We start from the raw sequence: 13,111 nt of genomic DNA on the forward strand, positions 1-13,111 counted from the left end.
TCGTCCACTCCCCACACCCGGCACGTGTCGTGCCGGTTTTCGCGCGTGCGGCGTGAGCCCCTCGTCGGCGATCCAGCGTTCCACCCCTTCGCGGTCACACTCTCCGCGCGACCTCTTAACCGAGGTATGGGGCGGGTCGGCTCGCCAAGAAGTGCTGTACTCGCAGGCGTTGGGTGTGGTGCATGGGCAAGGCTCCCAGCTCAGCCGGCGCCACGAAGCGGAGTTCCGTGCTCTCGTCCGAGATCGCCAGCGTGCCCCCGACAATGCGGGCCGTGAAGCAGACGTTGAACTGGCGGCGGACCTCGCCGTCGCTGTACTCGATGATGTGCTTCGGGTCCGTGTAGGTGCCGACCAGTCCCGTAATCTCCACGTCGAGGCCCGTCTCCTCCTTGACCTCTCGGACGGCCGTTCCGGGGAGGGAGTCCGTGAGGTCCATCCCGCCGCCGGGGAGAGCCCACAGATCGTTGTCGCGGCGCCGTTGCATCAGGATGCGGCCCTGGTCGTCCGTGACGACGGCTGAGGCTGCCACGACCATGCTGTTGGGCTCGGGAGCATGGGGATCGTCGTAGTACTCGGTCCGGGCCATCGGGTCACTCCTCTACGGGACGGGCCGTCTCCCACACCGCGTTGAAGCTGTCGGCGTAGGTGTCGAACATGCCCCCGGCTTCGTGACGGCGAAGGTGCCACACGGGCGCACCGTACGCGTTCACGCCCCAGACGTGGGCGTTGACCAAGACTTCGTCGTCCGCCCGGTACAGGCTGTTGTAGAGGGTCGTGCTGTGCGTTCGCAGCTCGATGCCGGGCACGTCGGCCAGGGGCCGGTAGTGCATGAGGGCGAGACGGCAGCGGGATTCGATGCCGTGCCCGAATCTCTCTTCCTGTCCACGCTGCCTGACGGTCTCGCTGTCGGCGTCACCGATGGCAATCCGGACCGTGCAGCCGTCCGCCGCGCGTTCCCGAAGGAGGTCGTTCAGGCGGGGATACGCCTCGTGCAGGAACACCGCTGCGTAGACCAGCACGTCGATCCGCTCGCGAGCTGTCGTCAGCAACTCCACGAACACGGAGACGGGAAGGTCCGCTCGCTGGTCGTACAGCGCCACCAGTTCGGGACTGACGGACCGCGCGGCACGGGCCTGTCTCAGCGCCGGCCACAATGCGTGGACGTCCTCGCCCAGCGTCTCGGCAGCCAACAGCGCCGTTGCCCGCCGTGGGGTGCGTCCGAGGTTGACCCAGCGTTCGACGCTCTTCGGATCGACGCCCGTGGCGCTCGCCAGCGATGCATGAGTCCAGCCGCCGGATGCCATCAGGGCCCTTAACCGCTCGTTCTGCATAGGGACGTTCTACAGCCCATGGGACGTCCCGAAGTGGGAAACGTACGAGGTTCCCCCGTCCTGATCACCACGGCGACGATCCCGGTACCAGCGAGGTACGAAGGGATCCGGAATGGTGCGGGGACTGTGGCAGCAGGTCGAACAGCGTGATCCGTTTCCGGTGCCCGATCCCGATCCGACGGACCCGACGTGCGACGTGTGTGCGGCCCTGGTCGTCCAGCGCGCGGAGTGCTACCGGCTGCGGGACCTGTCAGGGGTCGTGGACTGCAACGTCGAGATCCGTAAGCACCCCCACACGAAGGTGAGCCGATGACCCGCGCCGTGCTGCGCTACGTCCCCCACACCATCCGGCACGCCCCGGAAGGCGGGGTGACCTACGAGGCGTTCTGCGTCGCCGAAGGCTGCGGAGCCGAGTCGGGCGCGCACGACGAACAGGAAGGACCACAGGACTGGGCGCTCCGGCACGCCGGGCGGACCGGGCACGACCTGTTCCGGCGCGTGTTCACCGATCACGCCCGGGTCAGCCGCGACGCGTAGACCCCGGCCCGCTGGGCGACGGCGAGCAAGGCAGTCCAGCGCGCCGGCTTCGGCCCCGCTCACACGACCCGAATCGTGTGGGCGGGGCTCTGACGTGCGACGGCGAGGACGGGAGCGCCTCACAATGGACGGGTGAATCGCCCCCCGAACCTTGACGTGCTCTTGCAGCCCCGCCCGCCGTCCCCGTTGCAGGAGATCCATGACGAGCGGTTCGAGCGGCACGGAGTCCGCCTGCTGCTGAAGCGGGACGACCTGATCCACACCACCATTCCGTGGGACACGGATCTGTTTGGACCAGTGGACCTGTACCCTCCGGGCAACAAGTGGCGCAAGCTCGCGCCCAACCTGCGCGCCGCCCTGCAGGCGGGGCACGACCGGCTCGTCACCTTCGGCGGGGCGTACTCCAACCACCTGCGGGCCACCGCTGCCGCCGGGCGGCTGACGGGCCTCGGGACGGTCGGCATCGTGCGCGGGGACGAGCTGGCCGGACGGCCCCTGAACGCATCCCTCGCCCGGTGCGCGGCGGACGGCATGCGCCTGCACTTCGTCTCCCGTTCGCGCTACCGCGCCAAGGCCGACCCGCAGGCACGGGCCCTGCTGCTGGACGAGGCGGGCGCGAGCGGGGCGTACGTCGTCCCGGAAGGCGGCAGCAACGCCCTCGCCCTCTCCGGCTGCGCGGAGCTGGGCCGCGAGCTCCGCGGCGTGACCGACGTGGTGGCGGTGGCCTGCGGCACCGGCGGCACCCTGGCGGGGCTGGCCGCGGGGCTGGCCCCGGGGCAGCGGGCGCTGGGCGTTCCCGTCCTGGCGGGCGGCTTCCTGTCGGGGGAGATACGTTCCCTCCAGACGGAGGCGTACGGCGGCCCGGTCGGCGACTGGTCCTTGGCGGAGGACTTCCACCACGGCGGCTACGCCCGCGTCCCGGCCGCCCTGGAGTCCTTCGCCGCCGACTTCGGCTCCCGCCACGGCTTCCCGGTGGAACGCATCTACGTGGCCAAACTCCTGTGGGCCGTGACCGCCCTGACCGAGGCGGGCGCCTTCCCGCCCGGTACGTCGGTCACCGCCGTCATCACGGGCCGGCCGTAGCCCAGGCCCCCCAGGGGCCGGCACCACCGCCGCCCGCCCCGCCGAGCTCCCCGCAGGGGCAGGGGCTACGTCGACTCGCGGTACGCCGCCGCCTCCTCCAGGTCCAGCCTGCGCAGCAGCACCCGCAGCATCTCGTCGTCGATCCGCCGGTCGTCCCGCAGTGCGACGAAGACCTCCCGCTCGGCCTCGATCATCTCCCCCGCGAGCCGGCGGTAGATGTCGTCCGCGGACTCCCCCGTCAGCGGATTGACCTCCCCCAGCCGTTCCCACACGGCGTTGCGCCGCCTCTCCAGCACCGTCCGCAGCCGGTCCGCCAGCGGCGGCGGCAGCGTGGAGTTCTCCGGCTCCTCCAGCAACTCCGCCAGCCGCTCCTCCGCCGCCCGCGAGGCCTGGCTCTGCGCCTGCGCCTCCGCCAGCGTCTCGGCCTGCACGTCCCTCGGCGGCAGCTTCAGCACCCTGATCAGCGGCGGCAGCGTCAGCCCCTGCACCACCAGCGTGCCGATGACGGTGGTGAAGGTCAGGAAGAGGATCAGGTTCCGGTTCTGCACCGAGATCGGCACGGAGAAGGCGATGGCCAGCGAGACCACGCCCCGCATCCCGGCCCAGCCCACGATGACCGGGGACTTCCAGTCGGTGTCCGGCTCCCGGTCCCGGATCCGCTGCGACAGCGCACGCGGCACGAAGGTCGCCGGGAACACCCATACGAAGCGGGCCACCACCACCACGAGGAAGACGGCGATCGCGTACCAGGCCGCCTCCATGCCCCGGTACTCGCCCAGCCCCGTGAGGACCACCGCCAACTGCAGGCCGATCAGCGCGAAGACGACCGACTCCAGGATGAAGGCGACCATCTTCCACACCGCCTCCTCCTGGAGCCGGGTGGCGAAGTCGACCTGCCAGTTGCGGTGCCCGAGGTACAGGGCGACCACCACCACGGCCAGCACTCCGGAGGCGTGCACCCGCTCGGCCGCCGCGTACGCCACGAAGGGGATCAGCAGCGAGAGGGTGTTCTGGAGCAGGGGCTCCTTCATCCGTTTGCGCAGCTGGTGGATCGGCACCATGAGCAGCAGGCCGACACCGATCCCGCCCACCGAGGCCACCAGGAACTCCGCGATGCCGCCCGCCCAGCCCGCGCTCATCCCGACCGCCGCCGCCAGCGCCACCTTGTAGACGGTGATCGCGGTGGCGTCGTTGACGAGGGACTCACCCTGAAGGATGGTCGTCAGCCGGTTCGGCAGTCCCAGCCTGCGGGCGATCGCGGTGGCGGCGACCGCGTCGGGCGGCGCGACCACCGCGCCCAGCACCAGCGCCACCGGCAGGGACAGCCCGGGCACCACCAGGTACGCGGCGTACCCGACGACGAGCGTCGCGAAGAGCACGTAGCCGACCGACAGCATCGCGATCGGCCTGATGTTGGCGCGCAGGTCCAGGTACGAGCTGTCCACCGCGGCCGTGTACAGCAGCGGCGGGAGCAGCAGTGGCAGGACGATGTGCGGGTCGAGCGTGTAGTCCGGCACGCCCGGGACGTACGAGGCGGCCAACCCGGCGGCGACCAGCAGGAGCGGCGCGGGCACCGGCGTGCGCCGGGCGAGTCCCGCCACGGCCGCACTGCCCGCGACGAGGGCCACCAGCTGCAATACCTCCATCGAAGATCAATCCTCCGTCGTCGCGCGCCCGCACCCTGGCCGTACGCTGGCCATCATGAGCGAGTGCACCCACGTTGCCGAACTGCCGCGCCCCGAGCCGGTCCCGTCTGCACAGACCTGTGCCGAATGTCTGGCCGTCGGCAGCCACCCGGTGCAGCTGCGGATGTGCCTGGGGTGCGGCCACGTGGCGTGCTGCGATTCCTCGCCGTTCCGGCACGCGACGGCGCACCACGGCGAGACCGGCCATCCCGTCATGCGGAGCTTCGAGCCGGGCGAGACCTGGCGGTGGTGCTTCGTGGACGGTTCGATCGTCTGAGGCGGGGTAGTTCAACCCTCCGCCGGTTCCCCCGATTTGCCCCCCGCAGACCTCTAGCCACTGTGCGTGCCCATGGGCTTACCATCGGTCACTGACCGCAGGGCGGGAGCCTCACGGCGGGCGTGACGAGGGGTGCCGCGACACGATCGCCCGGATCGCGGTAGCGTCACCGGCGAAAAGAGCTCGTACCACCTTGGAGGTGAGGGTGTCCCAGATCGCAGGCGAGCCCGGGACTCAGGACTTCGTGGAAGTCCGGCTGCCCGCTGCGGGTGCCTACCTGTCGGTGCTGCGGACGGCCACGGCCGGTCTCGCGGCACGTTTGGACTTCACCCTCGACGAGATCGAGGACCTCCGCATCGCGGTGGACGAAGCCTGCGCGATCCTGCTCCAGCAGGCCGTGCCGGGCTCCGTCCTCAGTTGCGTCTTCCGGCTGATCGACGATTCGCTGGAGGTGACGGTCTCGGCGCCGACCACGGACGGACGCGCGCCGGAGCGCGACACGTTCGCCTGGACGGTCCTGTCGGCACTGGCCGGCAAGGTCGAGGCCACGGTCGAGGAGAACCAGACGGTGAGCATCAGCCTGTACAAACAACGCGGCGCGGGGCCAGGCCCGGCGTGAGCAGCGGGGAGATCCCGGTGCGGGGCGGGGATCGGCCCCGGGTACGGCACGAGGTCGACGGCGGCATCCCGGAGCAGCAGCACGCCCGGCCGCACCCGGCTGACGTGGATGCGGAAGACGGCTTTTTGGACTCGGCGGAGCGACGGGCGGGCCCTATGAGCGAGAACCAGCACGACCAATCACAGCCGGCACAGCCACCGGAGGCCGCTTCGCCGGCCCCGGCGGCGGGGTTCCCGGTGTCTTCGGCGCCTGCGGCGCTGCCCGATCCGCGCGACCGCAGCAGCGCGCGGGCCCTGTTCGTCGAGCTGCGGGCGCTGCCCGACGGCTCGCCGGAGAAGGCGGAGCTGCGCAACCGGCTCGTACGGATGCACCTGCCCCTGGTCGAGCACCTGGCGCGGCGCTTCCGCAACCGCGGGGAGCCGCTCGACGACCTGACCCAGGTCGCGACGATCGGCCTGATCAAGTCGGTGGACCGGTTCGACCCGGACCGCGGGGTCGAGTTCTCCACGTATGCCACGCCCACGGTGGTCGGCGAGATCAAGCGCCACTTCCGGGACAAGGGCTGGGCGGTTCGGGTGCCCCGGCGTCTGCAGGAACTGCGGCTGTCGCTGACGACGGCCACGGCCGAGCTGTCCCAGCAGCACGGGCGCTCCCCGACGGTGCACGAGCTGGCCGAGCGGCTGGGTATCTCCGAGGAGGAGGTGCTGGAGGGTCTGGAATCGGCCAATGCCTACAGCACGCTCTCCCTGGACGTCCCGGACACCGACGACGAGTCGCCGGCGGTCGCGGACACCCTGGGCGCGGAGGACGAGGCCCTGGAGGGCGTCGAATACCGCGAGTCCCTGAAACCGCTGCTGGAGGGGCTGCCTCCGCGTGAGAAGCGGATCCTGCTGCTGCGGTTCTTCGGCAACATGACGCAGTCGCAGATCGCGCAGGAGGTCGGCATCTCCCAGATGCACGTCTCCCGGCTCCTGGCCCGCACCCTGGCCCAGCTCCGCGAGAAGCTCCTCGTCGAGGAATGAGCCGGGCTCAGGAGGGAGACGGCCCCCCGATGCCGAGGGCCTCGGTCGCCGTCGGGTTCACGAGCAGTACGACGACGGCCGCCGCAGCCACCGCGAGGGCCACGGCGGCGGCGATCATGGCGCCGCCGGTGGTGTAGAGCGTCCAGGCCACCGGCAGCGCCATCAGCTGGGTGATCAGTGCCGGGCCGCGGCTCCAGCGGCGGCCCAGGCGCAGCCCGCGGGCGGCGACCAGCGGCAGCGCGGCGAGCGCGAGCAGGGTGATGCCGCCTGTCTCGGCCTGCTGCGGGGAGTCGGGGTCGCCGGCGATGCCGACGAACAGCATGTACACGCCGAGGCAGGCGAGCGCCAGGCCCTCCAGGGCGGTGAGCGCGGCCGCGGCCGTCAACCGGCGGGGCGGCGCGGCGGGCGCTTCGGCGGTGGGGGCGGGGGCGTTCGCGGGCTGCTTCTTACTCACCCATGCAGGGTAGCGGCGCCGTCCGGAGGCCGGAGGGGACGGGCAGTAGGGTCGGCTCGCGAAGGGGTGGGTAGTCTGGCGCTCATGCGTGCACTTCTCGTGGCCAACCCAGCAGCGACGACCACCAGTGCGCGCACGCGCGACGTCCTGATCCACGCCCTGGCCAGCGAGATGAAGCTGGAGGCGGTCACCACCGAGTACCGCGGGCACGCCCGGGACCTGGGGCGCAAGGCCGCGCACGAGGGGCTGGACCTGGTGGTCGCCCTGGGGGGCGACGGCACGGTCAACGAGGTGGTGAACGGGCTCCTGCACAACGGGCCCGATCCGGACCGGCTACCCCGGCTCGCGGTGGTCCCCGGCGGCTCCACCAACGTGTTCGCCCGCGCCCTGGGACTGCCGAACGACGCGGTCGAGGCGACGGGCGCACTGCTGGACGCCTTGCGCGAGAAGCGGGAGCGGACAGTCGGCCTGGGGCTCGCGGCGGGGACCCCCGGTACGCAGGACGAGTCGGTGCCGGCGCGTTGGTTCACCTTCTGCGCGGGTTTCGGGTTCGACGCGGGTGTCGTGGGGCGGGTCGAGCAGCAGCGGGAGCGCGGCAAGCGTTCGACGCACGCACTCTACGTACGACAACTGATGCGCCAGTTCTGGGAGGAGCCGAACCGCCGGCACGGGACGGTCACGCTGGAGCGCCCGGGAGCCGACCCGGTGAAGGACCTGGTGCTGTCCATAGTATGCAACACCTCACCGTGGACGTTTCTAGGGAATCGTCCGCTTTACGCCTCTCCGGAGGCATCGTTCGATACTGCGCTTGACGTACTGGCACTCAACCGTTTGTCAACTCCGGCCGTCGCTCGTTACGCGACACAGCTTCTGACCTCCACTCCTGAGCGGGGTCCACGCGGCAAGCATGCGGTGTCTCTGCACGATCTGACCGACTTCACCTTGCATTCGAAGGTTCCGCTCCCGTTCCAGATGGACGGCGATCACCTCGGGCTGCGCACCAGCGTTCGGTTCACAGGCGTACGCCGTGCACTGCGTGTGATTGTGTGAGTAGAAGGGCCCGTAGGCCTTTCACTCGAACGTTTACACGCCGGTCCACCCTCACGATGTAGGGCTGTGACCTAGTAGACACCGACGAATCAAAAAAAACTTTCCGGAAGGGGTTGTATCCCCGTCCGAGGTTTGCGAATCTCTTCATGGCGATCGGGACAGCCCGCGGAACCGGCACCCACACAGACCGCCAGAACCCCTCCACGAATCTCGAACTGATCACCCGCGTGAAACCGGGCGGTCGACCTTCCCTCACGGGGGGATTCGTGAAAGCGTTCACATTCACAAGCAACCTGCCCGCAATACAAGGAGATGGAGCAGCCATGGACTGGCGTCACAACGCCGTTTGCCGCGAGGAAGACCCGGAACTCTTCTTCCCCATCGGCAACACCGGTCCTGCGCTGCTGCAGATCGAGGAAGCCAAGGCCGTCTGCCGCCGTTGCCCCGTCATGGAGCAGTGCCTGCAGTGGGCGCTCGAGTCCGGTCAGGACTCCGGCGTCTGGGGCGGTCTCAGCGAGGACGAGCGCCGCGCCATGAAGCGCCGCGCCGCTCGCAACCGGGCGCGCAACGCCAGCGCCTGACCAACGACTTTCGAGCCTCGACGCGCAGCGCGTAGCAACCGAAGAAGCGCTCAGCAACGCGCCCTTGAGCCCCGGACCGAAGCATTCGGTCCGGGGCTCAGTGCTGCTGCGGGACTACGCTCCGTGTGCACGACCCACCGACCACCGGTCACACCGAGTAACCGCCCGGCTGCTACTTCTGCGGGCTGGACGGCAGGTCGAGGACGACCTTGGTACCACGCGGCTCGGCCCGGACCATGTCGAAGGTGCCGCCGAGTTCCCCTTCCACGAGGGTCCGTACGATCTGCAGTCCGAGATTGCCGGCCCGCTGGGGGTCGAATCCCTCGGGCAGGCCGTTGCCGTCGTCGAGCACGGTGATCAGCAGCCGCCCGTCCTTGCGGCCGGTTCCGCTGCGCAGGGCGGCCACTTCCACGGTGCCCCGCTCGCCCTGGGGGAAGGCGTGCTCCAGGGCGTTCTGCAGGATCTCGGTGAGCACCATCGACAGCGGGGTGGCGACCTCCGCGTCCAGGATCCCGAAGCGGCCGGTGCGCCGGCAGTCGACCTTGCCCGGGGAGATCTCCGAGACCATCGCGATGACGCGGTCGGCGATCTCGTCGAACTCGACGCGCTCGTCGAGGTTCTGAGAGAGCGTCTCGTGCACGATCGCGATCGATCCGACGCGGCGCACCGCCTCGTTGAGCGCCTCGCGGCCCTGGGGGGAATCCATCCGGCGGGCCTGGAGCCGCAGGAGCGCGGCCACGGTCTGGAGGTTGTTCTTCACCCGGTGGTGGATCTCCCGGATGGTCGCGTCCTTCGTGATCAGTTCACGCTCGCGACGCCGCAGTTCGGTGACGTCACGGCAGAGCACCAGGGAGCCGATCCGGGTCCCCTTCGGCTTGAGCGGGATGGCGCGCAGCTGGATGACGCCGCCGTTGCCCTCGACCTCGGTCTCGCGGGGGGCCCAACCGCTGGCGAGCTTGACCAGTGCCTCGTCGACCGGGCCGCGGGAGGGGGCGAGTTCGGCGGTGGTGGCGCCGAGGTCCTGGCCGACCAGGTCGGAGGCGAGCCCGAGACGGTGGTAGGCGGAGAGCGCGTTCGGGGAGGCGTAGGTGACCACGCCGTCGGCGTCGAGCCGGATCAGGCCGTCCCCGACGCGCGGCGAGGCGTCCATGTCGACCTGCTGGCCGGGGAAGGGGAAGGCGCCCGCCGCGATCATCTGCGCGAGGTCCGAAGCGGACTGGAGGTAGGTCAGCTCCAGTCGGCTCGGTGTACGCACAGTGAGCAGGTTGGTGTTGCGTGCGATCACTCCGAGTACCCGGCCCTCGCGGCGGACGGGGATCGACTCGACGCGGACCGGCACCTCCTCGCGCCACTCCGGGTCACCCTCGCGCACGATGCGGCCCTCGTCGAGCGCGGCGTCCAGCAGTGGGCGGCGGCCTCGCGGCACCAGGTGGCCGACCATGTCGTCCTGGTAGGAGGTCGGGCCGGTGTTCGGGCGCATCTGGGCGACCGAGACGTACCGGGTGCCGTCGAGGGTGGGCACCCACAGCACGAGGTCGGCGAAGGACAGGTCGGAGAGCAGCTGCCACTCCGAGACCAGCAGGTGGAGCCACTCCAGGTCGGTTTCTCCGAGAGCGGTGTGCTGGCGTACGAGGTCGTTCATGGAGGGCACGGTGCGAGCGTACCCCGGGTACGCACGATGACTTTCCCCACGCCGGTACTCAGGAGTATCCAGGAGGGGCACGGGCCGCGTACTGTTGGAGGAAGTGACGGGTTTCGAGCTACCGTCATTGGATGGACAGAACAGAATGGTCTAGTCCAGAATTGACTCAGAGTCTCCGCCCTCCCCGCACAGGAGGACGGACCGAGGGAGTCGCGCGCTCTGCCCTGACCGCGCAGACACCTCTCACCGGCCGCCGGGAACCGCACACCTGACGGCCGTAAGTACTCCGGGCTACGGTGCCGGACGGGTTGAGGGTCCCGTCCTGCACCGTGGCCCAGAGGAATTCCGGGCGCCCGTCAGGGCCAGGCCCGCAGGGCCCGCTCCGCCACCGCCTCCAGTTCCTCCCGGGTCGCCCCGTCGCGCGACTGCTGGGACATTCCCTGGAGCACGGCTCCGGCGTACCGGGCCAGCGCCCGCGCATCCGTGTCCGCGGGCAGCACTCCGGTGGCCACGTCGGCGCGGATCCGGCTCTCGAAGAGCTCCAGGTTGGCGTTGCGCCGCTCGCGAAGCGCCTCGGCCACCTCGTCCGAGGTGGTGTTGACGGCCGCGCTGATCACCATGCAGCCCGACGGGTGGGACGGGTCGGTGTAGACCGCGGCCGCCTCCCGCAGGATGCGCTCCACGGCGGCGCGGGCGGTGGGCTCCTCGGCCAGCGCCACGCCGGCGAAGTCGCCGTACCGGCTCCCGTAGACCGCGACGACCTCGTCGAAGAGCGCGCGCTTGTCGCCGAAGGCCGCATAGAGGCTGGGCGCGCTGATCCCGATCGAGGCGGTCAGGTCGGAGATCGAGGTCGCCTCGTAGCCGCGTTCCCAGAAGGCCGTCATCGCCTTGTCCAGGGCGGCGTCACGGTCGAAGGAGCGGGGCCTGCCGCGCTGTCCGGTCACCATCCGCACATTCTATAGCGGCCGCTAGGAAATCTGATACGGTCCATTTCTGTAACGACCGCTAGCGATATGGGAGGGGGCGCGTCATGGGCGTGCTCGAAGGCAAGACGGCACTGGTCACGGGCGGCAGCCGAGGGATCGGTCGGGCCGTGGCGGAGCGGCTGGCGCGGGACGGGGCGCTGGTCGCCGTGCACTACGGCCGCAATGCCGAGGCGGCCGAGGAGACCGTGGCGGCGATCGCGAAGGCCGGCGGGCAGGCCTTCGCGATCGGCGCCGAGCTCGGCGTCCCGGGGGACGCCGAGGCCCTCTGGGCGGCGTACGCGGCCCATCCCGCACACACGGAGGCGGTGGACATCCTGGTCAACAACGCGGGGGCGGCGGCCTTCGCCGGGATCGCGGACACCGACGAGGAGACGTACGACAGGGCGCACGCACTGAACGCCAAGGCTCCGTTCTTCGTGATCCAGCGCGGCCTGGCGCGACTGCGGGACGGCGGCCGGATCGTGAACGTGACCGGCACCCCGGACCTCGCCCTGCCGGCGATCCTCGCGACGGTCATGGCCAAGGGCGCCGCGAACGCCATGACGCGCTCCCTGGCCGCGGAGCTCGCCCCGCGGGGGATCACCGTGAACTCGGTGGGACCGGGGATCACCGAGACGGACCTGAACGCGGCCCTGCTCTCCGATCCCGCGACCCGGACCCACCTGGCCGGCCGCTCGGTCTTCCACCGGGTGGGTACGGCACAGGAGGTCGCGGACGTGGTGGCCTTCCTGGCCTCGCCCGACTCACGCTGGGTCACGGGGCAGCACCTGGACGCCACCGGCGGCCTGCAACTGGCACTGATCTGACCGGCGAACACCGCCGGAACCGGCCGGGAGCCCGGATGCCCCGCGGGGCGCCGGACTCCCGGCCGTCCGCCTCGGCCGCCATGAGGCCGGGCGCCGGGATCGGCATCACCATGGAAAGCGGCGGGACCCCCGCCACACCCGGCTCCCTCTGCTAGATTGGTCTATACCACACCAGTCACTCCAGATCGGCAGGCCCCGCGTGGAAGTTGTCATCGTCCCGGACGCCAAGGCAGGCGGCGAGCTCATCGCGGAGGCCATGGCGGCCCTGGTGCGCCGCAAGCCCGACGCCCTGCTCGGCGTGGCGACCGGCTCTACCCCACTGCCCGTCTACGAAGCCCTCACCCGCAAGGTCACGGCCGGCGAGGTCGACGCCTCCAGGGCCCGGATATGCCAGCTCGACGAGTACGTCGGCCTGCCGGCCGGGCATCCCGAGTCCTACCGTGCCGTCGTCCTGCGCGAGGTCGTCGAGCCCCTCGGCCTGCCGGAGGGCTCCTTCATGGGCCCTGACGGTTCGGCCGAGGACCTCGTCGCCGCGTGCGAGGCCTACGACCGGGCGCTGGCCGAGGCCGGCGGCGTCGACCTCCAGCTGCTGGGGATCGGCACGGACGGGCACATCGGCTTCAACGAGCCCTGTTCGTCCCTGGCCTCGCGCACCCGCATCAAGACGCTCACCGAGCAGACCCGCGTGGACAACGCCCGCTTCTTCGAGGACGACCTGGAGCAGGTCCCCCACCACGTCATCACCCAGGGCATCGGCACCATCCTCGACGCCCGCCACCTGGTGCTGCTGGCCACCGGCGAGGGCAAGGCCGAGGCCGTGGCGCAGACCGTCGAGGGCCCGCTGTCGGCTCTCGTCCCCGCGTCCGCCCTGCAGTTGCACCGGCACGCGACCGTGGTCGTGGACGAGGCCGCCGCCTCGAAGCTGAAGCTGGCCGACTACTTCCGCCACACCTACGCCAACAAGCCGTCCTGGCAGGGACTGTAGGCCCCGAGCACGGGCGAAGGGCCGGGCCCCAGGGGCCCGGCCCTTCCGCATAC

The 13,111-nt window shown here is 70.6% G+C and carries 16 protein-coding genes; 10 read left to right on the forward strand and 6 right to left on the reverse strand.

Going from position 1 to position 13,111, the window contains the following annotated elements:
• Positions 1-115: 115 nt before the first annotated feature.
• Both AW27_RS10645 and AW27_RS10650 read right to left on the reverse strand, forming a co-directional pair.
• Positions 116-586 carry an NUDIX domain-containing protein gene (locus AW27_RS10645; RefSeq protein ID WP_037919707.1) on the reverse strand — a complete coding sequence of 157 codons (471 nt, stop codon included), beginning with the start codon at positions 584-586 and terminating at the stop codon, positions 116-118.
• 4 nt (positions 587-590) lie between these two features.
• The gene (locus tag AW27_RS10650) at positions 591-1,331 is read right to left on the reverse strand and encodes a helix-turn-helix domain-containing protein (RefSeq protein ID WP_037919704.1); all 741 of its coding nucleotides are present in this window, start codon (positions 1,329-1,331) and stop codon (positions 591-593) included.
• Positions 1,332-1,443: 112 nt separating this feature from the next.
• Here AW27_RS10650 and AW27_RS10655 point away from each other — a divergent pair, with 112 nt between their 5' ends.
• The 3 genes from AW27_RS10655 (at position 1,444) to AW27_RS10665 (ending at position 2,951) form a co-directional block, all read left to right on the forward strand.
• Positions 1,444-1,644: a hypothetical protein gene (locus AW27_RS10655; RefSeq protein WP_037919699.1), complete on the forward strand. Its 201-nt coding sequence runs from the start codon at positions 1,444-1,446 to the stop codon at positions 1,642-1,644.
• On the forward strand, positions 1,641-1,868 hold the full coding sequence (locus AW27_RS10660; RefSeq protein WP_037919698.1) for a DUF7848 domain-containing protein: 228 nt from the start codon (positions 1,641-1,643) through the stop codon (positions 1,866-1,868). Before AW27_RS10655 ends, AW27_RS10660 begins: the two co-directional genes overlap by 4 nt.
• A gap of 132 nt (positions 1,869-2,000) precedes the next feature.
• Positions 2,001-2,951, forward strand: a complete 951-nt coding sequence (locus AW27_RS10665) for a 1-aminocyclopropane-1-carboxylate deaminase/D-cysteine desulfhydrase (RefSeq protein WP_037919696.1) — start codon at positions 2,001-2,003, stop codon at positions 2,949-2,951.
• Between the two features lie 65 nt (positions 2,952-3,016).
• Here AW27_RS10665 and AW27_RS10670 read toward each other — a convergent pair whose 3' ends face one another.
• Complete coding sequence (locus AW27_RS10670) at positions 3,017-4,597, reverse strand: Na+/H+ antiporter (RefSeq protein WP_037919694.1); 1,581 nt, start codon at positions 4,595-4,597, stop codon at positions 3,017-3,019.
• 55 nt (positions 4,598-4,652) lie between these two features.
• On the opposite strand from AW27_RS10670, the gene AW27_RS10675 reads away from it, so the two are divergent.
• The 3 genes from AW27_RS10675 (at position 4,653) to AW27_RS10685 (ending at position 6,554) form a co-directional block, all read left to right on the forward strand.
• Positions 4,653-4,913, forward strand: a complete 261-nt coding sequence (locus AW27_RS10675; protein ID WP_030963467.1) for a UBP-type zinc finger domain-containing protein — start codon at positions 4,653-4,655, stop codon at positions 4,911-4,913.
• A 205-nt stretch (positions 4,914-5,118) separates the two neighbouring features.
• Positions 5,119-5,532: an ATP-binding protein gene (locus tag AW27_RS10680; RefSeq protein WP_030963468.1), complete on the forward strand. Its 414-nt coding sequence runs from the start codon at positions 5,119-5,121 to the stop codon at positions 5,530-5,532.
• 11 nt (positions 5,533-5,543) lie between these two features.
• Positions 5,544-6,554 (forward strand): RNA polymerase sigma factor SigF, encoded by a 1,011-nt coding sequence (locus AW27_RS10685; RefSeq protein ID WP_063890573.1) that lies wholly within the window; start codon positions 5,544-5,546, stop codon positions 6,552-6,554.
• Between the two features lie 7 nt (positions 6,555-6,561).
• Here the strand turns inward: AW27_RS10685 and AW27_RS10690 are convergent, their stop codons facing one another.
• Positions 6,562-7,008, reverse strand: a complete 447-nt coding sequence (locus tag AW27_RS10690) for a hypothetical protein (protein ID WP_037919689.1) — start codon at positions 7,006-7,008, stop codon at positions 6,562-6,564.
• Positions 7,009-7,092: 84 nt separating this feature from the next.
• Here AW27_RS10690 and AW27_RS10695 point away from each other — a divergent pair, with 84 nt between their 5' ends.
• Both AW27_RS10695 and AW27_RS10700 read left to right on the forward strand, forming a co-directional pair.
• Positions 7,093-8,058 carry a diacylglycerol/lipid kinase family protein gene (locus AW27_RS10695; RefSeq protein WP_037919687.1) on the forward strand — a complete coding sequence of 322 codons (966 nt, stop codon included), beginning with the start codon at positions 7,093-7,095 and terminating at the stop codon, positions 8,056-8,058.
• A gap of 323 nt (positions 8,059-8,381) precedes the next feature.
• A complete protein-coding gene (locus AW27_RS10700) occupies positions 8,382-8,639 on the forward strand; it encodes a WhiB family transcriptional regulator (RefSeq protein ID WP_003953983.1) in 258 nt (85 codons plus the stop codon).
• A gap of 172 nt (positions 8,640-8,811) precedes the next feature.
• Here AW27_RS10700 and AW27_RS10705 read toward each other — a convergent pair whose 3' ends face one another.
• On the reverse strand, positions 8,812-10,281 hold the full coding sequence (locus AW27_RS10705) for a sensor histidine kinase (protein WP_037920025.1): 1,470 nt from the start codon (positions 10,279-10,281) through the stop codon (positions 8,812-8,814).
• Positions 10,282-10,637: 356 nt separating this feature from the next.
• Positions 10,638-11,228, reverse strand: coding sequence for a TetR/AcrR family transcriptional regulator (locus AW27_RS10710; RefSeq protein ID WP_037919685.1), 591 nt, complete (start codon positions 11,226-11,228; stop codon positions 10,638-10,640).
• Between the two features lie 83 nt (positions 11,229-11,311).
• On the opposite strand from AW27_RS10710, the gene AW27_RS10715 reads away from it, so the two are divergent.
• Both AW27_RS10715 and nagB read left to right on the forward strand, forming a co-directional pair.
• The gene (locus AW27_RS10715; RefSeq protein ID WP_037919684.1) at positions 11,312-12,073 is read left to right on the forward strand and encodes an SDR family oxidoreductase; all 762 of its coding nucleotides are present in this window, start codon (positions 11,312-11,314) and stop codon (positions 12,071-12,073) included.
• Positions 12,074-12,272: 199 nt separating this feature from the next.
• Entirely contained in the window at positions 12,273-13,058 is a 786-nt protein-coding gene (nagB, locus tag AW27_RS10720) for a glucosamine-6-phosphate deaminase (RefSeq protein ID WP_037919683.1), read from the forward strand.
• Positions 13,059-13,111: the final 53 nt, after the last annotated feature.

This window comes from Streptomyces sp. PCS3-D2 (genome assembly GCF_000612545.2).
Classification (GTDB): Bacteria; Actinomycetota; Actinomycetes; order Streptomycetales; family Streptomycetaceae; genus Streptomyces.

What these genes read in the sequence shown, in the direction of transcription:
- AW27_RS10645 (WP_037919707.1), bottom strand. Translation starts at nt 586, where the DNA reads ATGGCCCGGACCGAGTACTACGACGATCCCCATGCTCCCGAGCCCAAC.
- AW27_RS10650 (WP_037919704.1), bottom strand. Translation starts at nt 1,331, where the DNA reads ATGCAGAACGAGCGGTTAAGGGCCCTGATGGCATCCGGCGGCTGGACT.
- AW27_RS10655 (WP_037919699.1), top strand. Translation starts at nt 1,444, where the DNA reads ATGGTGCGGGGACTGTGGCAGCAGGTCGAACAGCGTGATCCGTTTCCG.
- AW27_RS10660 (WP_037919698.1), top strand. Translation starts at nt 1,641, where the DNA reads ATGACCCGCGCCGTGCTGCGCTACGTCCCCCACACCATCCGGCACGCC.
- AW27_RS10670 (WP_037919694.1), bottom strand. Translation starts at nt 4,597, where the DNA reads ATGGAGGTATTGCAGCTGGTGGCCCTCGTCGCGGGCAGTGCGGCCGTG.
- AW27_RS10675 (WP_030963467.1), top strand. Translation starts at nt 4,653, where the DNA reads ATGAGCGAGTGCACCCACGTTGCCGAACTGCCGCGCCCCGAGCCGGTC.
- AW27_RS10695 (WP_037919687.1), top strand. Translation starts at nt 7,093, where the DNA reads ATGCGTGCACTTCTCGTGGCCAACCCAGCAGCGACGACCACCAGTGCG.
- AW27_RS10700 (WP_003953983.1), top strand. Translation starts at nt 8,382, where the DNA reads ATGGACTGGCGTCACAACGCCGTTTGCCGCGAGGAAGACCCGGAACTC.
- AW27_RS10705 (WP_037920025.1), bottom strand. Translation starts at nt 10,281, where the DNA reads ATGAACGACCTCGTACGCCAGCACACCGCTCTCGGAGAAACCGACCTG.
- AW27_RS10710 (WP_037919685.1), bottom strand. Translation starts at nt 11,228, where the DNA reads ATGGTGACCGGACAGCGCGGCAGGCCCCGCTCCTTCGACCGTGACGCC.
- AW27_RS10715 (WP_037919684.1), top strand. Translation starts at nt 11,312, where the DNA reads ATGGGCGTGCTCGAAGGCAAGACGGCACTGGTCACGGGCGGCAGCCGA.